At 64.3% G+C, this 23,179-nt stretch carries 19 protein-coding genes; 6 read left to right on the top strand and 13 right to left on the bottom strand.

The window, feature by feature from the left end; translation table 11 throughout:
• Positions 1-1,015 precede the first annotated feature (1,015 nt).
• The 3 genes from HWX69_RS03605 to HWX69_RS03615 are packed head-to-tail and all read left to right on the top strand — an operon-like array spanning position 1,016 to position 2,852.
• On the top strand, positions 1,016-1,657 hold the full coding sequence (locus tag HWX69_RS03605; RefSeq protein ID WP_156709057.1) for an Era-like GTP-binding protein: 642 nt from the start codon (positions 1,016-1,018) through the stop codon (positions 1,655-1,657).
• 4 nt (positions 1,658-1,661) lie between these two features.
• The gene (locus HWX69_RS03610; protein WP_178915744.1) at positions 1,662-2,063 is read left to right on the top strand and encodes a DUF2073 domain-containing protein; all 402 of its coding nucleotides are present in this window, start codon (positions 1,662-1,664) and stop codon (positions 2,061-2,063) included.
• A gap of 18 nt (positions 2,064-2,081) precedes the next feature.
• Positions 2,082-2,852: a Zn-ribbon domain-containing protein gene (locus HWX69_RS03615; protein ID WP_178915745.1), complete on the top strand. Its 771-nt coding sequence runs from the start codon at positions 2,082-2,084 to the stop codon at positions 2,850-2,852.
• 54 nt (positions 2,853-2,906) lie between these two features.
• Here the strand turns inward: HWX69_RS03615 and HWX69_RS03620 are convergent, their stop codons facing one another.
• The 6 genes from HWX69_RS03620 to HWX69_RS03645 all read right to left on the bottom strand — a co-directional run bounded on the left by HWX69_RS03620 (position 2,907) and on the right by HWX69_RS03645 (position 13,866).
• Positions 2,907-4,031, bottom strand: coding sequence for an ORC1-type DNA replication protein (locus HWX69_RS03620; RefSeq protein ID WP_178915746.1), 1,125 nt, complete (start codon positions 4,029-4,031; stop codon positions 2,907-2,909).
• A gap of 77 nt (positions 4,032-4,108) precedes the next feature.
• On the bottom strand, positions 4,109-6,091 hold the full coding sequence (locus HWX69_RS03625) for a helix-hairpin-helix domain-containing protein (RefSeq protein WP_178915747.1): 1,983 nt from the start codon (positions 6,089-6,091) through the stop codon (positions 4,109-4,111).
• Positions 6,092-6,130: 39 nt separating this feature from the next.
• Positions 6,131-11,284, bottom strand: coding sequence for a DNA polymerase II large subunit (polC, locus tag HWX69_RS03630; protein ID WP_178915748.1), 5,154 nt, complete (start codon positions 11,282-11,284; stop codon positions 6,131-6,133).
• Positions 11,285-11,707 (bottom strand): PPC domain-containing DNA-binding protein, encoded by a 423-nt coding sequence (locus HWX69_RS03635; RefSeq protein WP_178915749.1) that lies wholly within the window; start codon positions 11,705-11,707, stop codon positions 11,285-11,287.
• A gap of 163 nt (positions 11,708-11,870) precedes the next feature.
• Positions 11,871-12,038: a DUF7556 family protein gene (locus HWX69_RS03640; RefSeq protein ID WP_178915750.1), complete on the bottom strand. Its 168-nt coding sequence runs from the start codon at positions 12,036-12,038 to the stop codon at positions 11,871-11,873.
• Positions 12,039-12,219: 181 nt separating this feature from the next.
• Positions 12,220-13,866 carry a DNA-directed DNA polymerase II small subunit gene (locus tag HWX69_RS03645; protein ID WP_178915751.1) on the bottom strand — a complete coding sequence of 549 codons (1,647 nt, stop codon included), beginning with the start codon at positions 13,864-13,866 and terminating at the stop codon, positions 12,220-12,222.
• A gap of 78 nt (positions 13,867-13,944) precedes the next feature.
• On the opposite strand from HWX69_RS03645, the gene HWX69_RS03650 reads away from it, so the two are divergent.
• Positions 13,945-14,760 carry a S24/S26 family peptidase gene (locus tag HWX69_RS03650; RefSeq protein WP_178915752.1) on the top strand — a complete coding sequence of 272 codons (816 nt, stop codon included), beginning with the start codon at positions 13,945-13,947 and terminating at the stop codon, positions 14,758-14,760.
• Positions 14,761-14,794: 34 nt separating this feature from the next.
• On the opposite strand, the gene phaC is transcribed toward HWX69_RS03650, so the two are convergent.
• The 3 genes from phaC to HWX69_RS03665 are packed head-to-tail and all read right to left on the bottom strand — an operon-like array spanning position 14,795 to position 17,193.
• Positions 14,795-16,255: a class III poly(R)-hydroxyalkanoic acid synthase subunit PhaC gene (gene phaC, locus HWX69_RS03655; protein ID WP_178915753.1), complete on the bottom strand. Its 1,461-nt coding sequence runs from the start codon at positions 16,253-16,255 to the stop codon at positions 14,795-14,797.
• Positions 16,252-16,797 (bottom strand): poly(R)-hydroxyalkanoic acid synthase subunit PhaE, encoded by a 546-nt coding sequence (locus HWX69_RS03660; RefSeq protein ID WP_178915754.1) that lies wholly within the window; start codon positions 16,795-16,797, stop codon positions 16,252-16,254. The genes phaC and HWX69_RS03660 overlap by 4 nt, the downstream gene beginning before the upstream one ends.
• 51 nt (positions 16,798-16,848) lie before the next feature.
• On the bottom strand, positions 16,849-17,193 hold the full coding sequence (locus HWX69_RS03665; protein ID WP_156709047.1) for an AbrB/MazE/SpoVT family DNA-binding domain-containing protein: 345 nt from the start codon (positions 17,191-17,193) through the stop codon (positions 16,849-16,851).
• A gap of 195 nt (positions 17,194-17,388) precedes the next feature.
• On the opposite strand from HWX69_RS03665, the gene HWX69_RS03670 reads away from it, so the two are divergent.
• Positions 17,389-17,925, top strand: a complete 537-nt coding sequence (locus HWX69_RS03670) for a MaoC family dehydratase (RefSeq protein ID WP_178916596.1) — start codon at positions 17,389-17,391, stop codon at positions 17,923-17,925.
• Here the strand turns inward: HWX69_RS03670 and HWX69_RS03675 are convergent.
• The 3 genes from HWX69_RS03675 to HWX69_RS03685 all read right to left on the bottom strand — a co-directional run bounded on the left by HWX69_RS03675 (position 17,922) and on the right by HWX69_RS03685 (position 21,644).
• The gene (locus HWX69_RS03675; protein WP_178915755.1) at positions 17,922-18,785 is read right to left on the bottom strand and encodes an alpha/beta fold hydrolase; all 864 of its coding nucleotides are present in this window, start codon (positions 18,783-18,785) and stop codon (positions 17,922-17,924) included. The two genes, HWX69_RS03670 and HWX69_RS03675, sit on opposite strands and share 4 nt — an antisense overlap.
• A gap of 79 nt (positions 18,786-18,864) precedes the next feature.
• The gene (gene cgi121 / locus HWX69_RS03680; RefSeq protein WP_178915756.1) at positions 18,865-19,383 is read right to left on the bottom strand and encodes a KEOPS complex subunit Cgi121; all 519 of its coding nucleotides are present in this window, start codon (positions 19,381-19,383) and stop codon (positions 18,865-18,867) included.
• On the bottom strand, positions 19,383-21,644 hold the full coding sequence (locus HWX69_RS03685; RefSeq protein WP_178915757.1) for an ATP-dependent DNA helicase: 2,262 nt from the start codon (positions 21,642-21,644) through the stop codon (positions 19,383-19,385). The genes cgi121 and HWX69_RS03685 overlap by 1 nt, the downstream gene beginning before the upstream one ends.
• A 103-nt stretch (positions 21,645-21,747) precedes the next feature.
• Here HWX69_RS03685 and HWX69_RS03690 point away from each other — a divergent pair, with 103 nt between their 5' ends.
• Positions 21,748-21,990 carry a ferredoxin gene (locus tag HWX69_RS03690; protein WP_178915758.1) on the top strand — a complete coding sequence of 81 codons (243 nt, stop codon included), beginning with the start codon at positions 21,748-21,750 and terminating at the stop codon, positions 21,988-21,990.
• Positions 21,991-22,191: 201 nt separating this feature from the next.
• Here the strand turns inward: HWX69_RS03690 and mdh are convergent, their stop codons facing one another.
• Positions 22,192-23,106 carry a malate dehydrogenase gene (gene mdh, locus HWX69_RS03695; protein ID WP_178915759.1) on the bottom strand — a complete coding sequence of 305 codons (915 nt, stop codon included), beginning with the start codon at positions 23,104-23,106 and terminating at the stop codon, positions 22,192-22,194.
• Positions 23,107-23,179 lie beyond the last annotated feature (73 nt).

Genomic DNA, 23,179 nt, shown 5'->3' on the forward strand with positions numbered 1-23,179 from the left:
ATGGTGGAATGCGGTATTAAACGTTGCGGTGCGATTACCTGAAACTACGATTGATTCAGTCTCGACGGGATTGTATTCGGCCCGTCACGCTCGAGGGGTCGTGACGGACACGGGCTCAGTAGCTGGGTTTAGGACGGTCCTACGAGCGGATACCGAGGAGGTAAGACGAGTGTAACGGTCGAATTCGGGACTCGTGGTCGCTGGTCGGGACCCATTTGAGAAGGTCTCGGAGCCGGTGAGGTGGTGGTGAGGTGACGGTGAATAAGGGTTCCAGTTGATGCACGGGAAACGGAGGGGATTACCCCCACACCCCTTTGTTTCGAGTGGAACGCGAGAGGGGATGGGTGGGGTAATCGTGGCTGAGGTGTCTCCTAACTAAGTAAGATTTATATACAGTAGACTTAAACCAAAGCCGCACTAGAGAAGAAAGGAATTAGTCTAGTTGTTTTCCTTGTTGTGTTGCTAGGAATCTGGAGCTAGCAACCGATATTCTAGCCTAGTTCGTTCACTAAATCTAGATATACTAACAACTCCCCGCCCTTCCCAACACACCCACCCGCCCCTTCTCACCGTTCCAGTTGAAACAGGGGGGTGGGGGTGTCTCGCCCATCGACTCTGCTTAAATTCGACCGGGAATCCACAGGCGAACCGTCAGTGACCCAGCCCACTAACCAAACCCACTGACCAAACCAACCGACCAGCAGTCGCTGGTTGAGCAGTCACTGACCGAGAGGTCCTCGAGCGAGTGCTGTCGGAGTTTCCTCGTCGACCGTCTCGAAGTACGTGCGGTGCATAGTCTCGGAACACGTGCGGTGCATATCCGGCGATGAATACGGCGACTCCCTTCGAGTGAGTCCCCCGATACGTCGGGATTCGGGGCTTACGTCGGTCGAAACGCCGAAGGTTCTGTCCGTTCCGTTACGTGTGTCTGACACACAGTTAAGTGAATGCGGTATGGTAGTACGTGCAGAGCGACTCCGATTTCGAGTCGAAATCGGGGCCGCGGGAGGATGAGATGGGACTGTTAACCGAACTCAAATCGAGTATTTCCCGGGCGACGTCGAGCCTGTTTGCGGGCAGCGAGCCGAAGCGAATCGGCATTTACGGCCCTCCGAACGCGGGCAAGACGACGCTCGCCAATCGTATCGCTCGCGACTGGACCGGCGACGCCATCGGTCCCGAGAGCCACGTTCCCCACGAGACGCGACGCGCACGTCGCAAGGAGAACGTGGAGATCAAGCGAAACGGCAAGTCCGTCACCATCGACGTGGTGGACACCCCTGGCGTCACGACGAAAGTCGACTACAAGGAGTTCCTCGAACACGACATCGAGAAAGACGACGCCGTCCGTCGCTCCCGCGAGGCGACCGAAGGGGTCGCCGAGGCCATGCACTGGCTTCGGGAGGACGTCGACGGCGTCATTTACGTCCTCGATGCGACCGAGGACCCGTTCACGCAGGTGAACACGATGCTTATCGGCATCATCGAGAGCCAGGACCTGCCGGTGTTGATTTTCGCGAACAAAATCGACCTCGAAGAGGCAAGCGTTCAGCGAATCAGCAACGCGTTCCCCCAACACGAGACGGTTCCGCTGTCGGCGCTGGAGGGAGACAACATGGACGAAGTGTACGACAAAATAGCGGAGTACTTCGGGTGACACCATGCCCGAGATAACCACCGACGACGACGGCGAGGGACTGGGCGACGGCATCCAGATCGACATGATAAGCGCCGAGCGGATGCAGGACATGCGGACGATGGAGAAGATTCGCCTCATCCTCGACGGCGTCCACGACGGTAACATCGTCATCCTCGAGGAAGGGCTGGAACCCGAAGAGGAGTCGAAACTCATCGAGGTGACGATGTCGGAAATCAACCCCGACGGCTTCACCGGCATCGAAATCGAAACGTATCCGGGCGGCGACAGCGGCGACAGCGGGTTCCTCGGCCGCATCATGGGGAAAGACGAGCCGAACAAACTGACCGTCATCGGTCCGGCGAACCGCATCGAGACGCTTCACAAAGACGAGACCCTCATCAGTACCCTCATCACGCGCACGTAAGGCGCGAACTACCACCCTATGCCACACCAGTGTACCGGATGCGGCCACACGTTCGCCGACGGCTCCAAGGAGATGCTGTCCGGCTGTCCGGAGTGTGGTGGCAACAAGTTCCAGTTCCATCCGGAAGGTGAGCCGGTTCCGGAGAGTCCAGAAGAAACTCCTTCGAGCGAAGAGCCACCGGACCCACCGGAGACCCCTGACTCGTCGGTCGCCGAAACGGTCGGTCGCGCGACGACGAAAGTCCGTGATTTCGTCTCCACGAGGCCCGACACTCCGAAGGACTCACCCGACCCGAACGCCGAGTGGCCGAGCGAGACCGAGGCTTCGAGTTCGGCGACGGACGCCCCGTCGACGACGGGGTCTGACTCCTCCTCGACGACGGAATCGGACGGCGAAATCATCGACGCGGACGCCCGCCGCAAACAGCGGGCGGCCGACGACGAGGACCTTGCACAGGCCAGCGCCCGGTCCGATGTCGTCTCCTCGACGGAACTCCCTGAATCGGAGCGAGACGCCGACACCGACAACGGGGGGTTGGCGGACGTCGAACCCGAATCCGGCGGTCGAGTCGTCAGCGAACCGTCCGGCGACGACCCCGACCTCACCGAACTCCGCGAGCAACTGAACGACCAGTTCGAGTCCATCAAAATCGTTGAACCCGGCCAGTACGAACTCAACCTCATGGAACTGTACGACCGCGAGGAGTACATCATCGCCCTCCAGGAGAACGGCCGCTACGTCATTCAGGTACCGGAGCAGTGGATGGGCGACGAACCGGGCGACCGCTGAACCGGAACGCTCGCACCACTCGGTTTCGAGTCGAAACAGGACTCCTCCCGCTTCTCACTCTTCCAGTCGGTCGAGAATCGCGTCGGAATCGTACGACAGCGACAGCGCCCGCGAACGGCCCCGTCCCTCGACGTCGGTGTACTCCGCGTCGATGAGGCCGAGCTGGTCGAGTTTGTTGATGATTTCGGAGTAGCGAGTGTAGCCAAGGTCGGTCGTCTCGCTGAAGGCCTCGTAGACGTCCCCGGCACGTTTGCCGTCGTGTTCCGCGAGCACTCTGACGAGGGCGGCTTCCGACTCGGACAACCCACGGAGATGCCGCGACAGATGGACGTACTTTGCCTTCTCGTAGGCGTCGTCGACGTCCTCGACGCTCACTTCCGTCGACCCGCGCATCTCGGCGTTCAGGCCGGCCCGTCGGAGCAGGTCGATACCGACCCGGAGGTCACCGCCGCTGTCGGCGGTGTGTTCGGCCACCCGGTCTAAGACTTGCGTCCCCACGACGCCCTCTCGGAAGCCACGCTCGACGCGCTCCCTGAGAATGTCGACGATTTCGCGCTCGCCGTACGCCGAGAAGTACACCTCTTCGGGGCGGAACACCGATTGGACTCGACCATCGAGTTCCTCGATGACGTCCAGATCGAGGTCCGATGAGACGACGATGACGCCGATCTTCGCCCCGGAGTGTGCCTCGTGGGCTCGAAGCAGCGAGTACAGCGTATCGGAGGCCTCGTCCTCGTAGAAGAGGTAGTTCACGTCGTCTAACGCGACGACAAGGACCTCGTCTTCCTCGACGAGGTGGTCGGTAATCTGTCCGAACAGTTTCTTGAACGAGATGCCGGAGGTCGGCGGCTCGTAGTCGAACAGTCCCTCGAACAGCCGCGAGAACACGGCGTATCGCGTCGAGTCGACCTGACAGTTCACACGGACGACCTCGATGTCGCTGACGCTCGTGAGTTCGTCGAACAGTTTCTGGACGGCCGTCGTCTTGCCGGTCCCGGGGGGTCCCCGAGCCATCACGTTCAGCGGTCGGGAGCCGCGAACGGCCGGCCGGAGGGCGTACTTCAGCGTCTCCATCTGCTCGTCGCGGTGTAAGAACGCCTCCGGGAGGTAATCCAGTTCGAGGACGTGCTCGTCGCGGAACACCGACTCGTCCCACGACAGCATGTCGTCGTCCGCCATTTCACTTTCACCACGCTGGGGCGGGTGTTAAGCCTTCGGGGGAGCGGGTAGGCCCCGGCCGGGCCTTCGGGTCCGTCTCAGTCGAACTTCTCCAGCAAATCGCTGTAGAACACGTCGTCGGTGCCCTCTTCGGCCAACTTCTCGACGATGAGCTCCGGCGTCGACCGGGCAAGGTGGTCTTTGACCGGCGAGCGGTTCACCTGCAATTCACCGTCTTCGAGGCCGAGAGCCTCGATTCCGTCGACGGTCACGTCGACAGCGGCGGCCTCCCGTATCTCGCCTGCGAGATGCGAGACGAACACCGCGGTGGAGTCGCTCTCGGTTAGCGCTTCCAGGATACCCGCGATGATGACGGCGCTCGCGCCGGGTTCGGTTATCGATTCCAACTCGTCGACCAACACGAGGCGGGTCCGCTCGCCGGCGACCAGCGAGCCGAACTCCCGGAGGGTCGACTCGAAGGCACCCGCATCCAGCGTTCCCTGTGTCTTCGCCTGATAGTGCAGCGCCTCGAATCGCTCCAGTCGGACGCTCTCGGCGGGCACGGGCAGGCCCATCTGTCCCAGGACGACAACCAGTCCGACCAAATCCAACGTCGACGTCTTCCCACCGCTATTGACGCCCGAGAGCAACGCGACGCCCTCGACGCCGTAATCGACCGCTTCGACCGCCTCGAAATCAACGTCGAGCAGCGGGGACCGACCCCCTTCGATTTCGAACCCCCGCCCTTCGAACGTCGGAAACACGCAGTCGAAGTCCTCGTCGAACCGGGCGATTGCGAGCTCGACATCGAGTTCCAGCGCCGCGTCGACGAGTTCCTCGGCGGGGTTGCGCATCTCGCCGAGGTCGTCGGCGAGGTCCCGCTTCAACCGCGCGGCCCGTCGGTCGCGCTCGGCGGTCAACTCCTCGCGCAACCGCTCGACGACGCGCTCGTCGTGTTCGACTGGAAACGTCGGTTCCTCGCCGAAAGCCTGCCGCGCCAGCGACTCGTAGTCCTCGACGCCCAGCGTGTCGACGAACCGGTCCCGTGCTGCTTCGACGGCCGCCGCGAACTCGTCGGCCAACTCCCGTTCCAGTAACGAGTCGACGCCCGCGCCGCGCTCGACCAACGACAGCAAGTCGGTCCCCTCGATTGTCACGTCGCGTTCCTCGATGGCCTCCCGGAGATGGTCGTTGGCGACGCCCTCGGCCATCGAAACGGCGGCGTCGAGGTCCGAAACCGCGTCTTCGAGGGCTTCGAGGTCGTCGTCACCGGCGACGGTTCCGTCCTCGTTGAGCCGTGACAGCGCCTCGTCAAGCGTATCGATGTCACAGGGTGCGTCGATACCCGCTGCTCGATGGACGGCCGCAGCGGCTTGGAGTCGGTCTCGATTGCGGGCGAAAAAGGCCAGCGTCCGCTCGGGGACGATGCTCACCGGGTCCTCCAGTGCGTTCGGTTCGACTCGAACGTCGCCGTCGACCTCGACGCCGGTGAACCCGGCATCGAGAACGACGACCGTCGAGTACCCCCGCGCCAAATCGGCGATGCCGCGGGCGTCTTCGACCAACTCGACGCTCATCTCGGGGACGGCCTCCCGCGCTTCGGAGTAGGTCTCGGCGTCGTTCGTCGCCAGACACCGGTCCCGAACTCGAACGTCCCGCGGTGCTTCGAGGGGTTCGACGCCCTCCAACGCTTCGCGGACCTCCGGGGTCGGTTCGCGCTCGACGGCCTCGTTGGCGAACGTCCGAACTTCTTCGATTCGTGATTCCGAGGCGCTCGGATACAGCGTCTCCAACCGCTTCTCGGCGTAGTGGGTGACCGCACGCTCCTGGAGCAATCCGAGCGCGTCCTCGTAGATTTCTCGTGCACGGGCAGTCGCGAGGAAGTCGCCGTCGTCGCCGTGTCGGTCCCGAATCGCGGCGCGAGCGATGCGGGCCGCCCGCCCGTCGCTGATGCCGGGTGCCCTCGCCAGCGTCGCCACGTCGCCCGCCGCGAGCGCGGCCTCGGGGTCGTCGAGTTCGGCCAAGCGCTCGGCGGTTTTCGCGCCGACGCCCGGAATCGTCTCCAACTCCTCGCGTTCCATCTACCCCCTACTGTGCCGGCATGGGGCAAAAAGGTCGCGTCACATGAAATCCGCAATCCCGCTCTGTTTGTTGGTGTCGTCTTCGAAGATGGACTCCAGTGAGCGGTCGAGAATCTGCAACCGCTGTTTCGTGTACTCACGACAGCCGTACTCCTCGGCGACCTGAATCGCGGTGTCGATGTACTTGTTCACCGACCCCTGGTGGACGGTGAGGTTCACCCGGCCGCCACACTCCCGGCAGTCGCCGGTCAACGGCATCCGACGGAACTTCTCCCCGCAGTCGAGACACCGCGTCTCCTGTCGGGAGAAGGCCCGCAGGTTCCCGATGATGTCGGGCAGGAAATGGTACTCGATGACTCGCTCGGCCACGTCGGTCTCGTCGACCGACCGGAGTTTTCGGGAGAGCTCCAGCTGGGCGTTCATCTTCTCCATCATGTCGCCCAGGGTCTTGTACGCCGAGAGGTCCGGGCCGAGTGCGATGTCGGTCGTGTCGTGAGTGTGTTCGAACCCGCGGTACTGGTCGTCGGTTCCGAGCGTGTCCTCGCCGATTTGGACCAGGTCCTCGACCTCGCCGGGGTCGGCCATCTCCCGAGTCGCCTCGTAGAACTCTCGCGGGTACGACGAGGCGATGTCCATGTTGTGAGCCTCGTCGTCGATTTCGGCGGGGTCGATACGGGAGGACATGACCAGTGGCGCGTCCATCCGCCCCCCGCGCTGGTTCGGGAGGAAAGACTTCGAGAAGTTGAGAAGTCCGTCCATGAGAAGCATGACGCAGTCTTCGTCTCCGTCACATTGTCGAACTGATAGGTCTTCTGTAATCAGCGAGTGCGTCTCTTCGACCGTGAGGCAGTACACGTAGTCGGTCTCCGACTCGACGTATTCGACCTCCGCAATGGGGTCAAGTAGGTAGTCGTCGGTCCCCCCATCGTAGCAGTAGGCCGCTCTGTCGGCCGACCGAACCTCGGTAACCTGCTCGTTCAGTGTTCGGTCCTTTCGCGAGAGGTGGAACCCGGCCACTTCCGCGAAGCGGACGGCATCGTCGCGTGAAACGTATATTTCGTATCCGCGTCGGGATAGTGAGTCGTCGCCGTTCTCGTAGAACTCCGGGAACTGTTCGCGCAGCAGGACCTGCGGGCGATGGTTCACTTGCGCCGTGATTCCGAGTCGGGTGAGGAGTCCGAGCAAGTCCGACTTGAGTTCGCGACTGACCGTGCTAGCAGTAACACGGGGCGCAGCGTCGTCAGCGGAACCGTCGCCGCTGAAGTACCCACTGAGGTACGCACCGACGATGCGGTCGGGCGCGTCGAACACCGGTTGCGGAACTCGCTTCGTGTGTGCGAGGGCTCCAGCGTCGAGAACCGAGTCGACGAAGGTCCGGAGAAGGCGACCCGATGCCGTCACCTTCGCTTCGTTTTCCTCGTACGGTTCGACGCCGAACTCCTCTCGGAGCACTTCCAAAAAGAACTCGCGGGCTTCGGTCTCCGTCCCACAGATGGTCGTCTGGTGAATCGTCCCCTTCGGGGTCTCCTGTGCCCGGGCGAACCCTTCGGCCGCGTAGTAGCCGAGCAGCGTCGCGACCCGCTCGTTGAGTTCGATGGTCCGATTCATCTCGGTTCCGTTCCGCTTCATTCCCAATCGAACGTTGTCGGGAACGAAATCGAGTAGTTCCGCCGTCGTATCGAAGAACTCCAAGAGGAGCGAAACCGGAACGCTCTCCCGATAGAGGTAGTTGCTCAGTCGCTTCTTTGTGAGACTGAGGTACTCTGCGGTGCTCTGTAGGGGGTAGAACTGGCCGCTCCACTCGTCTTCGAGACACTCGGTGAACAGCTCGTACAACCGGTCTTTTGTGAGTCCTTTCACCATCAGGCGGTCGTTGTCGATACTCGGCTCGTCGTGGAACGCTGCGAGAAGGTCGAACCGTTGTTCGGCTTCCGATGCGGGAACGCTATCGAGGTTTCGTGGCGTGACCAGTCGGTCGGATTCGTCCAGTTCGTGTGCCTCGGCAGAGACGATTCGGTCGAGTTCCGAGTCGTAGGTGTGAACCCGATGGTCCGGAGTAACGGTGAGCTCACGCCCCGAACGAGTCGTGATTTGGACCATGTGCTCCGGGGCGGGATGTTTACTCACGGCGCTGACTGGTTGTAACGACTGCGAGCCATCGTCACGCATCGATGGGACTTGGGGTACGGAGTCGGCGTCATCGAGGTGCGAGACGATGGTTCCGAAGTCGTCTCGCTCTACGCTCCCCTCGTCGAGGCGCTCCTCGACGAACGACTCGATGTCTTCGTGACGGACCGCTCCACCTTCGTCTCGATACCAGATCTTCGTTTCGGGGTAGAAACAGTTCCGACGCTTAGCGGCGTGAAAGTACGGATGCGCGTACCCGACTGCTGCCGAGGTGAAACCAATTACTCTTCCGACAACTGCGGCGGAGGTGTGAGGTGCCATCCCGAACACCAACTCGCCGACGAGGTCGTCGCGGTCTTCGAGTTCGTAGAAGCGGTCGAGTCCGTAGTACTGCTCCAGCAGGTCGTCGACGAAGTCGGCGGTCCGAATCATGTGTTCGGCGGCGCCGTCGGAGAGTACCACGTCTTGGACCCGTAACTCGACCAGTTGGTCCTCGTGGGTGAGCGGTTGGCCGTGGATGTCCTCCTCGTAGCCGAGCGCCTGCAGTTGGCCGACGGTCACGTCGAGTTCCGACGCCCGGACCGACGTGACGGGGAGGTCGGTCATGTCGTAGCGGACGGTGCCGTCTTTGAACGAGGAGACGCCGTTCTTCGCCCGGAGGACACCCTTCTCGATTGGTTCGGGGACCTTGTGCTCGGAAGTGAGTCCCTTGACGCCTTTCAGCACGTCGAAGGCGTTCTCCCGTTCTTTGACGTTCGACAGCGCCGTGCGGTACTCGTCGTTGACGTCGATGGTCTTCGTCTGGACGGCGTCGGCCTCCCGCTCACAGCGCGGACAGATAGCCCGGCCGGCCTCGTCCGGTTCGACGTCGATGTCGCAGTCGTAACAGACGTAGTGGGGTTCGGTGACGGCGTTGCAGTCGGGACAGCGTGCGCGGTGGGTCTCGGTGCCGCAGTCGGGGCAGTTCCGCCGTCCGACTTGCACCTCGACCATGCCCGGGGTGTCCTGCATGGTTTCGGCGTGTTTGCCGGCGGCGGCGATGTCACGCTGGGAGCCGCCGGCCTCGCCGATGGGAAACAGGGTGTGAACCGCCGGCGAGAGGTCTCGCTTCTCGGATTTCTCGGGGCGACCCATCCGACAGCCGATGCGGGTCGGCGCTCGTTCCTGTACTTCGAAGGGTGCGACTTCGTTGACGGCCTTCACAGCGTTTTCGCCGCCGTCGTAGTTCTGAGCGGCTGACGACAACTCGCCCGGCTCCCACGTCCGCTCGAGGTCGTCGGTGAGACCGAGCGAACGCACCAGCGGCACGGCGTCGGGAATCGTCAGCGTCTCTTCGCCCTGGGTGTGTTCGACGATGAGCACCTCCAGCGCCTCCCGGACGGGTTGGGTTCGGGGGAGGACGAGCGTGCGGTTGGCGGCCGTGGTCGAGTCGCTCGGTGCGACGGCGGCGCCGTCGGCTTCGGCCCAGTGGCCGTCGCTCGCCGCCTCGGCCAGCGCCTCGAACCGCTCGATATCGAGGTCGTGCCAGAGGGGCGTGTGTTCGGGGTGGAGGGGAGCATCGTACTCGTCGACCCACTCGAGGACGCGTTCGGTGTCGGGGTGTTCGAGGTCCACACGCGGGGAGTCCTCTAGGGCCTGTACGTCGGCGCCGGCGGCCGCGAAATCGTGTTTCCACCACTCTGGCGTGTAGGAGGCCGGCGACAGCGGGTGGTTGTTCTCGACGAACTCGCCGTAGTTGACGAGGTACTCGCCCAAATCGAGGATGGCCTCGACGCCGTTGCGTATCTCTAAGGCCTCGGCGGGGTCGTCGATGCGGCGAACGTCGCCGTTGGCGAGTTTGACCGTCGGCCCCTCGATGCTGTCGACGGGGATGACGCCGGCGGCCTTCCCCGGGCGCTCGGTCTTGATTTGGGTGCCGGTCGCGAGGAAGTCGTCGACGAGATGCATCGTCGCGGGGTGGACCCCCGCTGTCGCGAAGCCGTGGTTCCGCGAACGACCGTAGCGAAGTCGGAAGCCACCCTCTTCGGAGGGGTGACCGAAGACGGGTCGGCCGGCGATGAGGTCCCGGAGGAACTTCGTCGAAGGCTCCGGACGCGGCGGGCCGTCGTGGCCCTCGGATTCGGCGTCTTCCGCGGGTTCGGCGTCCTCGGACTTCTCTACGGCCTCTTCGTCGCCGCCGTCGTCTTCCGTCTCGGCGTCACCGCTCTCCCCTTTGTCTTTCTTGTAGCTCCCGTCGATGAGGTCCTGGAGCCACGGCCAGTCGACCTCGTCCAGTTGGGAGGTGTACCGTTGAATCTTCGGTGCCTTCTGGGCGATACCCTCTCCCAGGACGAGACACATCCCGCCACGGGCGTTGTTCGTGTCGACGCGCTCTAAATCCCGAAACCCCGAGACCTCCTCGTCGCCCGTCGCTTCCCCGTCGAGCATGATGGGCATGTTCCGGGCGATGAACTTCGTCTCGGCGTCCTTCGGGCTGTACTGCAGGCCGGTCTCGTTGTCGTACAGCGCCAACTCCTCGGCGTAGCGTTCGACCTCCTCCTCGCGGGGTTTGAACTCTTCGATGCCGATGAGCGTCCGGGTGTAGTCCGCCACCAGCACCGACAGCGCTTGTGCGGTCCCACCCGCCGAACGAATCGGGCCGGCGTAGTAGACGTTGATGAACTCGGTGCCGTCGTCGTTGTCGAGAATTTCGACGCGGTCGATGCCCTCGATGGGCGCGGCGACGACGCCCTCGGTCAACAGCGCCACGGCGGTCCGGACGGCGCCTTCGACCTTCCCCGCCTTGGAGTCGTAGTCGCCCACTCTCCCCTCGGCGAAGTCCTCGGCGAGTTCGAGGGCCGCCTCTTCCCGCGAGAGGTCGGGGTCCTCTTCCATCTCTCGGACGCGTTCTGCGACGCCGTCGATGCCGAGGATGTTCTCGACGCGGTCGGCCATGTCCTTGGCGATGGGAATCTCCACGTCCTCGGTGGGGTCGCCGCCGCGCTGTCGGGCCTCGCGGGCGAGTTCCATCGCCTCGTCGAGGCCGTCCTCCAACCGCTCGAAGTACGCTTCGTCGTCGTCTCGCATCTACAACGGCCAGAGGTCGAGGTCGGTCACGTCGTCGTGTTCGCGTTCGAGGTGGGCGTCGAACTCCCGGAGGTACAACTCGCCGGCGAAGGTGGTCGCCGAATCGAGGTGGCCGCCGACCATCGAGCCGTCCTCCCGGGAGAGGGTAACGTGGGTGTGGGCGAAGCGCTCGCCGTCCAGATGGGAGACGTTTCCGAGCGCCGTCGTCACCTCGAACGGTTCGTCGAACTCGACGGGGTAGTACTCCTGTTCGGTCTGGTCGTAGAAGTAGACGGTCGCGTCCTGCACCGCCCCGAGGCCGAAGAAGAACGCCGAATCGATTCCCTCCTCGTCGGCGAAGGCCTCGATCTGCTCGCGCCAGTCCCGTCCGTGTTCCAGTCGAGCGACGTACTCGCGGTCGCCCTCGACGCGCTGGTAATCCATATCCACGGCAACGACGGCGGCAGCCAAAAAGGTACGCTCCTTCGGTCGGCGTCACTCGCCGCGGAGGGTTCGCGGCTCGGCGTCGAGCATCGAATACCGGCCGACAGCGCGGCCGCTACGCCCTCGGCGTCGAAACGCGTCCCCGTCCCCCCGAGCCACCCGGCTACCGCCAGTCGTCTACGTCGACGGTGGTTTCCGTTGACATGGCAAGATATGCGTCCTCCCGGCTGAGTTCTGCGATGATGAGCCGCTCGCCGCTCGCGTCGCCGTCGATGGACGCCATGACCTCGGGTTCGGAAACCGTCTCCGGAGTGGCCGTGTCCTGTGCCATGCATATGCATAGCTGACACTGAGTACATAAGGGTGACGATGTGACACCGTCACACACCGTTCTTTGCCGCGATATTTATTAACAATTTATAGAAATCAGAGATGTGCTAGCTTCTGTCAATACCACCTCGATTCCCTCTCTCGAGTGGCCGTGATACGTGGCCGATTCGGCAAACCGGTGGTCAGGTAAATTTCCGAACCGTCATCTCCAGCGTATCGAGGTCGAGAATCGGCGCGAACCCGGCGTCGGGGTCGATGTTGACGCTCTTCTGGAAGTCGGTCTGGGCCTGCCAACAGCCGGAGTTCACCGCCAGCACGTTCCGGTACTTCCCCCACCCGAGTTTGTGAACGTGGCCGGTGTGGAACACGTCGGGCACCTCGTCCATGACGAGGTAGTCCTTCTCCTCGGGGGCCAGTCGGGTGTGGCCACCGAACTGCGGCGCGACGTGGCGTTTCTTTAGCAGTTGGTACATCGCCTTGTGCGGTTCGTCGTAGTTGGCCTTCTCCTCGGGGAGTTCGGCGATGACCTCGTCCAGCGAGACGCCGTGATACATCAACACCGAGACGCCCTCGACGGAGACCATCGCCGGGTTCGAGACGATGCGGGCGTCGTGTGCGGTCATGATGTCCCGCAACTCCTCGTCGAAGCCGGGTTGCGGCTCCGCCAGCCGGACTGCGTCGTGGTTGCCGGGTATCATGACGATCTCCATGTCGCCGGGGACCTCCTTGAGGTGCTCCGAGAACGCCTCGTACTGGTCGAAGATGTCGACGATGTCGAGTTCCTCGTCCTGGTCGGGGTAGACGCCGACGCCCTCGACCATGTCCCCGGCCAACAGCAGATACTCGATGTTCTCGGCTTCCTCGGTGTGGAGCCACGACGTGAACCGCTGCCAGGCGTCGACCATGAACTCCTCGCTGCCGACGTGGACGTCGCTGATGAGCGCGGCCTGGACGTGGCGGTCCGCCGTCGAGGGCTTGTACGTCCGGGGGACGTCGGGGAAGTGGAGACTGTCGACGAACATGATGCTCCCGTCGTCCGACAGCGTCCCGTCGACGGCGATGACCTCGTCGAACAGCAACTCCTCGACGAGGTCGGCGATGTCCTTGTCCTTCATCACGAGACAGGGGAACACGCCCGTCGTGTCCTCTAACTCGATAATCCAGTGGCCGTTCGCGGTCGAGCGGACGTCCGAGACCATCCCGACCATGCCGGCGTCGCCGCCGCCGGGACTCGCCTGCAGCGCCGTCGCGTTGCGGTGGTTGACCCGACCCTTCAGCTTTCCCGAAAGCCGGTCGTAGCGGTCCCGAAACGTCGCCACGAAGTCCTCGTACTCGCCGGTCCCGGTCGAGTGGCCGGTCATGTCGTTGCCGATCTCCAGCGAGCGCAGCGAGGGGTCTGTGTCCCTGCCACCTGAAGACCCCTTCGTTTCAACTGGAGACACACTCCCGGAACCGCTCGATTGGGTTCGTGAGGTTCCACTTGAAACGGAGGGGTCTTCGGTCGAGCGGTCGGCACCACTTGTAGGCGTCGCCGGCGCGTCGGTCGTCGCTGTCGTGTCCGTCGCGGCGGCGGCCGCCGTCGATTCGGCCGCCGCATCCTCCTCGCTTCCCGAAATCGGGTCTCGTCGCCCTCTCGGCGTGCCGTCGAGGGCATCACGAACGTCGGCCGCCGAGAGTTTCAGCGCGTCGTCGGGCGTGGCCTCGACGGCCACCAACAGCGCCTCCGCGGGGTTCTCCGCACGCGCGAGCAGCGTAATCGCCTCCCGGTCGGCGGTGTAGCCGTGGCTGGCGAGTTCGGTGGCCAGACGCGCCGGTTCCTCGTTTGGCACAGACGGAGGTTGCTGTCGGCGGGCAAAAGCGTAGCGGACCCAGAACGTTCAAACGGACCGGGACGCTACGGGGTTGCAATGACCGACCGAGAGGACGGTTCCGGTCCGCCGAACGAACCGTCCGACGCCGGCGACGCCCCGAGGGAGGAACGACCATCCGGCGTGGTCGGCTGGTTCAAGTGGTTCTGGACGACCGACAAGGAAGTCGTTCTGTACATGCGGGACGTGGTGACGAGCGTCGCGGCCGTCCTGGCCGTCGGCCTGATTCTCTTCGCCATCAGCGGTATCTGGCCGCCGATGGTCGCCATCGAGTCGGGGAGCATGGTGCCCAATATGCAGACCGGCGACCTCGTGTTCGTCGTCGACAACGAGCGGTTCGTCCCGGAGGACGCGCCCGTCCACGAGGGGAAATCGACGGGGGTGATTCCGGCCGACATCGCACGCGAGACGGGACACACCGAGTTCAACAGATACGGCGACGTAATCGTGTTCATGCCGAACGGCGACCCGACGGAGACGCCGGTGATACATCGGTCGATGCTGTGGGTCGAAGCCGGCGAGAACTGGGTCCAGCGGACCGACCCCGACGTCAGCGGTTCCGTCAGTTGCAATCAGGTCCAGACGTGTCCGGCCCCCCACGCCGGGTTCGTCACGCTGGGCGACGCCAACCCCAACTACGACCAGATAATGGGCGTCTCGACGGTCGTCAAACCCGAGTGGATAATCGGTACGGCCGAACTTCGCGTCCCGTATCTCGGCTACGTCCGCCTGCAGTTTTCGGGGATGACCGCGCCGGCTGACACCGCCGTTGCGGCGTCGAACCCGCCGACGCTGCCGGAGCCGACGGCCCCGCCGGCACGACCGGCCGCCGCCGGCTATCCGACGGCGGCATAACACGTCGCTGCCGAATCAGTTCGTTGCCGTCGTATCAGTTCGCCGCCTGCTGAATCCAGTCTTCCGCACGCGAAGTACCGACCTCCGCAGCCTCGGCGACGGTCTCGGCGTCCGCGTCGGCGAGTTCGGCGACGGTTCGGATGCCGGCCTCCCGGAGCCGTTCGGCGTACGTCGGGCCGATGCCGTCGAGCTCTTCGAGGTCCGACCCCTCGGTGCCGGCGGGGCCGACCGCTTCGTCCTCGATTTCCTCGTCGGCCTCCTCGGCGACAGCCTCCTCGATGGAGCCCGCTTCGGCATCGATTGCCTCCTCGTCGGTTTCGAGGTCCACGTCGATTTCCTTGATGCCGATCTGGTCGGTCGCCTCCTCGACGGCAGTTTCGACCGCATCGAGATGTTCGGGGTCGTCGGTGGACTTCTCGATGTACCACTCGGCGACACGGGGCCAGACGTCGCGGTGACTCGACCCCGACACCGCGAGTCCGATGTGGCCCGTCGGATACTCGATGATCTCGGTGTCCGTGCTGCCGACGACCTCGTTGAACGGCTTGCTCGACTCCGAGGGGATGAGGTGGTCGTACTCGCCGGTAATCTGGAGGATGGGAACGTCGATTTTCGTGATGTCGACGTGCGTTCCGTTCAAGTACAGTTCGTTGTTGTACAGTTTGTTCTCCTGATAGATGTCCTCGAGGAACTGGATGTACGCCTCCCCGGCGAGGTCGATGCCCTCGCCGAGCCACCGCTCCATCCGGGCGAAGTTCTCGACGAAGTCGTCGTTCTCGATGTTGTCGTACAGTCGGACGTACTTCGAGACGTAGTTGGCGACGGGGTCCATCAGCGCGAAGCCGACGTCGAGCATCTCCGCGGGGACGTTGCCGAAGACATCGACGACGTCACGTGGGTCGTAATACTCGTCGTCGCCCCACAACTCGAGGACGCCACCGGTGTCGTCGAAACAGAGGCCGGCGGCCATCAGTCCCAGCGTCCGGACCTTCTCTTGGTGGAGAGCGGTGTACATCGCGGTCATCGTCCCACCCATGCAGTAGCCGAGGATGTTGATGCGGTCGACTCCGGAGCGCTCTCTGACCACGTCGACGCAGTTGTCGATGTAGCGGTTGACGTAGTCGTCCAGCGTGAGGTGCTGGTCGAGTTTCGAGGGCTCGTTCCAGTCGACGAGGTACACGTCGTGGCCCGCCTCCAGCAGTCGCCGGACGACGCTGCGGTCGGGCTGTAAATCGAGGATGAACGGCTTGTTGATGAGCGCGTAGACGATGAGGATGGGCGTCTTATGTTGCTCGTCGGTGAGCGACTCGTAGTGGAGCAACTCCAGTTTGTTCTCCGTGTAGACGACTTCGCTTGGGGTCATCCCCACGTCGACGTTCTCGATTTTCTCCATCTGGTCGGCCGCGACGGTCGATTTCTCGGCGGCCTCGACGGCTGAATCCAAGAACTCCCGTTGGGCGTTCAACGCGAAGGAGAAGGGGTTGTTCGAGCTCATTCGAGTGCCTCGATGACGCGGTCGAGTTTCTTCTCGACGCGGTGCTGTCGGCGTTCGAGTTCGACGAGTCGTTCGCCGACCTCCTCGATGTCCGACCCGGTCGGCATACCGAGTTGTTCGAGGGTGTCCTCGCTGATCTCGTCGGTGTGCTCTTGGAGGTCCATCATCGCACTGACGAGTTGGCCGTTGGCCGCGGCGTACGCCGAGGTGCTCATCACTTGCTTGAACGCCTCGTTGGCGCTCTGTAGCCAGATGTCGCGGAACTCCGACATCGCGACGTCCTCGCCCTCGGCGGCGTCGGTCGTCCGCTCGAACATCTGTTCGGCGGCGTCGAGCCACACCTCGTAGGCGTCGTTGTACCCTTCCATCGCCTCGGCCATCTCCCCCTGCTCGGGCATCGACTCCTCCATCGCGTCGCTCCACGATTCCATGAACGCCGAGGAGGCCTTCATGTTCTGCTCCATCGACTCCGCGACGGCGTCGTTCATGTTCTCGACGAGCTTCGTCCACTCCTGGGTCGGGTTCTCGCTACTGTCGCTCATACGTCGGTATACGAGGGCTACCGGTAAAAGACGGTCGCTTGATGTGTTGGGCTACTCGTCGTCGTCGCGGTTCCGCTTGACTGGGACGACGACGGTCTGGACGATGTCACCCTCTTCGATATCGAGGGCCTCCCGTTCGGCGTCGGGAATCGAGATGCGGCCGCCACTCTGGACGCGGGTCTTGAACGTCCCCATCTGGGTCATCTTCCCGAGCTGTTCGGAGATGTCGCCGAGGTCGGGGGAGCCGGCGCCGGCGGCCGCACCGGGAGCAGCACCAGCCCGCGAGAGGAGTTGCTGGAGCGCTTCCTGCTGCTGTTTGGTAGCCTGCTCGGAGACCTCCTGGACCGCCTTCAGAAGGTTCGGTCCCCAGGTGACGGAGTTGTTGTCGTCGGACATCGGATACCCTACGATAGGAGCTTCAACCCGATAAATATTCCGAGAATTACCACTCGCAGTCAATCAGTACCATCTGCTGTCATTCACGGCCGATATGGTCAGTAGCCTTTAGTACGACAATCCCCTAGAGGCCATAAGATGAGCAACAGCTCGTATCCGACGCTGTTCGACGTGTGGACCGAGACGTCTTCGAGGATGTTCGACAGCGTCATGGAGGCCAACCGGGCCGCGATGGACGCCTTCGCTACTCCCGACACCAACGGCGACCACGCAGAAAGCGAGACTGAACGCCGCGTCGAACCCGCGGGTGACCTCCCCGGATGGGAGACGCAACTCGACGTCGACGGTGAACTCTCCGTCGGCGACGGCGTCCGCTTCAGCAAGACCCTCTCGGAGGAGGACGTAGAGCGCTTCGCCCTCGCGTCGGGCGACACGAATCCCCTTCATCTCGACGAGGAGTGGGCCGAAGACACACGTTTCAGCGGTCGTATCGTCCACGGAACGCTCGCGGCAGGACTCATCAGCGCCGCACTCGCCCGTCTCCCGGGTGGCGTCGTCTACCTCTCACAGGACCTCGAGTTCCGGGCGCCCGTCCGCATCGACGACCGCGTCACCGCCGAGGTCGACATCGTCGAGGACCTCGGCGGCGGTCGCTACCGGCTCCGAACTACCGTCGAAACCGACGCCGACCTCGTCATCGACGGCGAGGCCGTCGTTCTCATCGAGGACTAGAGGAACGCACGGACCGTCTCGTTGAACCGTTCGGGGGCTTCCCGGGAGGGCCAGTGGCCGCAGTTCTCCAGCAACTCCAGCGACGCGCCGGTCCGTTCGGCCGTCCGCTCGGACCACGACGCCGGCAACAGGGGGTCCTCGGTGCCGTGAACCAACAGCGTCTCGGCGGTCAGTTCGTCGAGTCGGTCGAGATAACAGGTCTCCAAACCGCCGTAGCGGAACTCGCTTCGTTGCCAACTCGAGACCGTTCGCCCGACGGCGGCGTCCTGTACCGCCCGATACACGTCCTCGACGTGGCTGTCGGTGGGTGAGCCGTCGGTCAACGTCTGCAGGTGACTCCGAACCGTCGCTCGACTGGCCCCGATGGTCGCCCACCACCCCGAGTAGGCGCCCGGGACGCCCAGCATCGCCGTCGCCGCGGGCCGCCACGGAGCGTCCGTCCCCAGCCCGTAGCTGTCGACCAACACGAGCCGCTCGACTGGGTTGTCGAGGGCGTGGCCGAGCGCGAGACAGCCGCCCATCGAGATGCCGACCAGCGGCGCCGTCTCCAACCCGAGTTTTTCGAGGAACGATTCGAGAACGCTCCGGAAGTAGCCGGTCGTATAGCGGACGCCCGGCCGGCCGCTCTCGGCGTGTCCGGGCAAATCCGGGGCGTACACCGTCCGCTCGGCGGCCAACTCGGGAATCAGGTGGCGCCAGGAAACCGTCGCCGAATCCAGACCGATGCCGTGAAGCAACACCACGGGCGGTCCCGTCCCGGAGACCAGATACCGCACGTCCGTCTCGTCGCGTCCGCCGCGCCCGTCGGTCGTCTCGACCCGGACCCGTCGTGAGGCGACGCTCGTCGACTCCATATCCATCCTGTCGCTTCCAAACGCATACCGTTGTCCATCGCGGCACTTCGCGGATAGGAACCGAACAACTGCCGGTTAGACGGTCTTACCGCTCGACGACGAGCAGTGCGACCCGTTCGAGGACCAGTGCCTCCAGTCCGGCGTCGGTCGCGTTCAACTCGGTCGCGCCGATGTCGTAGAACTCCCGCACGCGGTCTTCCTCGTAGCGTCCGAGCGTCTCCGCCGGGTCGACGAACGCCGCCACCGAGTCGGCGGCCGCCGCTTCCGCCTCGGCGTCGCCGGACTCGTCGTCGACGAGGACGACGACGGGTGTCTCACCCTCCCCGACGCCGAGTTCCAGCGCCCGGTTAATCTGGCGGCGACCGGCCGCGTACAGCAGTATCTCGACGCCTCTGTCGCGGGCGATGGCCTCGCCGCGGCCGCGTTCGCGGTCGGCCAACTCGACGGCCCGTTCGAGGTGTCGTCGGGAGACGACGTACCGCGCGTCGAAGGCTTGGACGGTGACGCCGTTGTTCTCAGCAACATCGCCGAGCGCCTCGACGAACGCCCCGACGTCCGGGAACCGCTCGGTACCGATTTCGACGACACCTTCGAGTAGCTCCATCAGAAATCACCGAGGCTCGACTGCCCCTCGCCGTCGTCGCTCCCCGCGGCGTCGGTCGGTTCCTCCGCTGGGCGGGCCCCCTCGTCCGGTCGAACGCCGTCCATCGACGGCGACTGATGGCCCGCCGCTTCGAGGACGTTCTCGGCGGTCTTCGTCCGGCCGCGGAGCGCCCCGAGGACGACCGACTTGTCTGCCTCCCGGAGGTCCGCGCGGGTCTCGATGCCGGCGTCGAACAGCCGACGGGCGCGCTTCCGGCCGACGCCGCGGACGCCCGCGAGGTCGATGAGTTCCTCGCCGACGCCGTGTTGGACGCGTTTTCTCGCTTCGCGGACGGCCGGTACCGTCGCGAGGTCGAGTTCGCTCGCCAGCGACTCCGCCGCGCCGAGCAGCCACTCGGCGGTGTCGACCTTTCCACGGATGTCGCCCGGCCCGACGCCGTAGCGCTCGGTTATCTCGTCTTCGTCGACCTCGCCCGCCCAGTCTTCGAGCATCCGGGCCGTCTTCAGCGCCGACAGCCAGTCGTCGAAGCGCTCCTCCTCGAACTCGCTCGGGAGGTCCCCACAGAACTCCGATTCGCGCTCGTAGGCCAACATCGTGTACTCCTCGCGGTCGCCCGAGCGGAGGTAGAGTTCGTACATGTCGGGCGTCCGTGAGACGAGGTGGAACAGCCCCAACGCGGTGGGGTTCGACGCGGCTTCCAGCCCGTCGATGATTTCGGCGGCGCTCATCGGGTCGAGATACAGCCGCGAGACGGTGTGGCCGAGGTTCGTCGCCTGTATCCGTTCGCCGTCGTCCTCGATGAAGTCGTTCGCTCGCAGGTACTCGAGTGTCGAGTCGACGACTCGTTCGAGGTTGTCGGTGCCGTCCGTCCCCTGCCGGTACTGGGTGGCGTACAGCGTCTGGTCGAGGAACTCCAGAAGTGCCTCCCGGGAGTCGGCGAACCCGGAGGCGACCGTCGCCAGCAGGTGAGTCCGCATCGACGGCTCCCGGGCCAGTTTCGACTCGACGGCCTCGGGGTCGGCCCACACGTACCGCTCGAACAGTTCGTCGAGTTCGTCGTGGCTGTTCGCGAGCAACAGCGCCTCGCCGTAGGGGTCCCTGCCGGGTCGGCCCGCCCGGCCCATCATCTGGTGGACCTCCAGCACCGACAGCGGCTGCATCCCGCCGGCCTCCCCGGAGTAGCGCCGCCAGTCCCGAACCACCACGCGCCGGGAGGGTGTGTTGACCCCCGCCGCCAGCGTCGGTGTCGCGGAGACGACCTTGATGAGACGGTCCCGGAAGGCGTCTTCCACGAGCGAGCGGTGTTCGCTCGCACAGCCGGCGTGGTGAAACGCCGCGCCCTTCTCGACGCAGTCCGCGAGGTCGTCGCTGGTCTCGGTGTCGGAGACACCGCGTAACTCCTCGGCTATCTCGGCGAGTCGGGCCTTCTCCTCGTCGTCCAGCCACCCCGTCGTCGTGTTCGCCAGTCGCTTGGCGGCGCCCTCGGCGTTCCGCCGGGAGTTGACGAAGACGAGCGTCGACCCGCCATCCGAGAGCGTATCGCGGACGATGGCCTCCGTGGGCTTCTCGGAGGATTTCACCCGGAGTTCCTGTTGGCTGCCGTCGTCGAAGTGCAGCGCCTGCCCGTAGTGGACCCCTTTTCGGAGGTCGATGGGTCGCCACTCCGAATCGACCAACGCGGCGTCGAGCCACTCGGCCATCACCTCGGCGTTGCCGACCGTCGCCGACAGCGCGACGACCTGCAGGTTCGGGTTCACGCGCCGGAGTTTCGCAAGCGTCACCTCCAGCGTCGGCCCGCGGTTGGGGTCGTCGACGAGATGCACCTCGTCGCTGACGACGCAGTCGAGGTCGCCTATCCACGGCGCGCCGTTCCGGACGAGGGAGTCGACCTTCTCGCTGGTGGCGACGATGATGTCCTTCTCTGCGAGCCACTCGCCGTCGTCCTCGTAGTTGCCCGTCGAGACGCCGATGGAGACGCCGTATTCCTCGAAAGCGGCGAACTCCTCGCGTTTCTCGCTGGCCAACGCCCGCAACGGCACGATGTACAGTGCCTTGCCGCCGCGGGAGACCGCAGACAGCATCGCCAACTGCGCGATGAGCGTCTTGCCGCTGGCCGTCGGCACGGAGGCGACGAGGCTCTGGCCGTCGGCGACGCCCGCCTCGACGGCCTCGGCCTGTGGCGGATACAGCGATTCGATTCCCTCCTCGCGGAGGTGGTCGGCGAACCACGGCGGCACGCCGGAGACCTCGGAAACGTCCATTACCCCTCGATTGTTCGTCACGGCTTTTAAACCCACTTTTCGTCGCCCTCTCGGCCACCGCCATCCCCGTCACGCCTTTGATGCCCTCGGCCGAAGCGCAGGCATGAAAGTCAGATACGACCGCGACACCTGCATCGGGATGTTCCAGTGTGTCGCCGAGTGGGAGGCCTTCGAGAAGGACGAAGACGCGGGGAAAGCCGTGCTGGCCGATTCCGAAGAGGTCGAGGACGGCGTCTTCGAACGGGAAATCCCCGACGGCGCCGAACTCGACGCGAAGTTCGCGGCCCGGGCCTGTCCCGTCGACGCCATCGAGGTGTACGACGACGACGGCGAACAGGTGGTCTAACCGAACACGTTCGCCCGAGCGGCTTCGGTCCGAACACGTACGCCCGAACCATTAAGACGGTCGATGAAGTCACTCCACGTGAGGGTGTACCATGACTGCACGTAGCGACCAGCGGGAGTCCGACCGACTGTGTGAGTGGGCGTCTCTCACCGGTGAGCGACTGCCCGAAGAATACGGGCCGTGCGGCCCCGATGACGACCGTTAGGAGATTTTCTCGTACTGCTCGGAGAGCTTTTCGGCGGCCTCGTCCATCAGTTCGGTCTCGTAGTCGTCGAGGTCCCACTCGACGACCTCCTCGATGCCGTTCGAGCCGAGTTTGACCGGGACGCCGAAGGCGGTGTCGTCGTGGCCGAACTCGCCGTCCAACACGAGCGACCCCGGCAGGACTTCGCCGGTGTCGTTGAGAACCGCCTCGACCATGTGAGCGACGCCCGTCGCCGGGCCCCACTGGGTCGCACCTTTCTTCTCGATGACGTCCATCGCCGACTCCTGAAGGTTACCGAGGATCTCCTCCTTCTCGTCGCCGGAGAACTCGGGGTCCTCGCCGTCGACGCGGACCTTCGAGAAGACGGGCACCTGTGCGTCGCCGTGTTCGCCGAGGATGGTCGCCTCGACGTTCTGGACGGGCGCATCGAAGCGTTCGCTGAGGACGTAGCGGAACCGCGCGGAGTCGAGTCGGCCGCCGAAGCCGATGACCTTGTGGCGGTCGCGGTTGCCCGACTCGTAGAGGTGTCGGTTCAGCAGGTCGACCGGGTTCGAGGTCGTAATCGAGACGTAGTCGTCGTTGTACTCGTCGAGCGACGACCCGATGTCCTCCATGATGGGAGCGTTGTCGCCGGCGAGGTCGATGCGGGTCTGGCCCGGCTGTCGCGGGATGCCCGCCGTGATGACGACCACGTCCGACCCCGCGGTGTCCTCGTACTCACCCTGCACGACGGTCGTGTTCGAGTCGTAGGCGATGCCGTGGTTCGTGTCGGCGGCCTGCCCGACGGTGGTCTCCCGCTGGTCCGGGATGTCGACGAAAACCAGTTCGTCGACGATGTCGCGCAGCGCGATGTTGTACCCCGCAGCGGCACCGACGGTCCCCGCCGCTCCGATAACGCTAACCTTTGTCATGCTCGTCCGTATACGGGCCCGGGGGCCGATTAACTCTTGTCTTTCCTGCTAGTTCTCGACAACGTTACAACGA

Origin of the sequence: Natronomonas gomsonensis (genome assembly GCF_013391635.1) — an archaeon.
Lineage (GTDB): Archaea > Halobacteriota > Halobacteria > Halobacteriales > Haloarculaceae > Natronomonas > Natronomonas gomsonensis_A.

Excerpts from the sequence above, each read along its gene's own strand:
- HWX69_RS03605 (WP_156709057.1), top strand. The coding sequence starts at position 1,016 with ATGGGACTGTTAACCGAACTCAAATCGAGTATTTCCCGGGCGACGTCG.
- phaC (WP_178915753.1), bottom strand. The coding sequence starts at position 16,255 with ATGAGCTCGAACAACCCCTTCTCCTTCGCGTTGAACGCCCAACGGGAG.
- HWX69_RS03670 (WP_178916596.1), top strand. The coding sequence starts at position 17,389 with ATGTTCGACAGCGTCATGGAGGCCAACCGGGCCGCGATGGACGCCTTC.
- HWX69_RS03675 (WP_178915755.1), bottom strand. The coding sequence starts at position 18,785 with ATGGATATGGAGTCGACGAGCGTCGCCTCACGACGGGTCCGGGTCGAG.
- HWX69_RS03610 (WP_178915744.1), top strand. The coding sequence starts at position 1,662 with ATGCCCGAGATAACCACCGACGACGACGGCGAGGGACTGGGCGACGGC.
- HWX69_RS03625 (WP_178915747.1), bottom strand. The coding sequence starts at position 6,091 with ATGGAACGCGAGGAGTTGGAGACGATTCCGGGCGTCGGCGCGAAAACC.
- HWX69_RS03620 (WP_178915746.1), bottom strand. The coding sequence starts at position 4,031 with ATGGCGGACGACGACATGCTGTCGTGGGACGAGTCGGTGTTCCGCGAC.
- HWX69_RS03635 (WP_178915749.1), bottom strand. The coding sequence starts at position 11,707 with ATGGATTACCAGCGCGTCGAGGGCGACCGCGAGTACGTCGCTCGACTG.
- HWX69_RS03690 (WP_178915758.1), top strand. The coding sequence starts at position 21,748 with ATGAAAGTCAGATACGACCGCGACACCTGCATCGGGATGTTCCAGTGT.
- HWX69_RS03685 (WP_178915757.1), bottom strand. The coding sequence starts at position 21,644 with ATGGACGTTTCCGAGGTCTCCGGCGTGCCGCCGTGGTTCGCCGACCAC.
- cgi121 (WP_178915756.1), bottom strand. The coding sequence starts at position 19,383 with ATGGAGCTACTCGAAGGTGTCGTCGAAATCGGTACCGAGCGGTTCCCG.
- HWX69_RS03660 (WP_178915754.1), bottom strand. The coding sequence starts at position 16,797 with ATGAGCGACAGTAGCGAGAACCCGACCCAGGAGTGGACGAAGCTCGTC.
- HWX69_RS03640 (WP_178915750.1), bottom strand. The coding sequence starts at position 12,038 with ATGGCACAGGACACGGCCACTCCGGAGACGGTTTCCGAACCCGAGGTC.
- HWX69_RS03665 (WP_156709047.1), bottom strand. The coding sequence starts at position 17,193 with ATGTCCGACGACAACAACTCCGTCACCTGGGGACCGAACCTTCTGAAG.
- polC (WP_178915748.1), bottom strand. The coding sequence starts at position 11,284 with ATGCGAGACGACGACGAAGCGTACTTCGAGCGGTTGGAGGACGGCCTC.
- HWX69_RS03650 (WP_178915752.1), top strand. The coding sequence starts at position 13,945 with ATGACCGACCGAGAGGACGGTTCCGGTCCGCCGAACGAACCGTCCGAC.
- mdh (WP_178915759.1), bottom strand. The coding sequence starts at position 23,106 with ATGACAAAGGTTAGCGTTATCGGAGCGGCGGGGACCGTCGGTGCCGCT.
- HWX69_RS03615 (WP_178915745.1), top strand. The coding sequence starts at position 2,082 with ATGCCACACCAGTGTACCGGATGCGGCCACACGTTCGCCGACGGCTCC.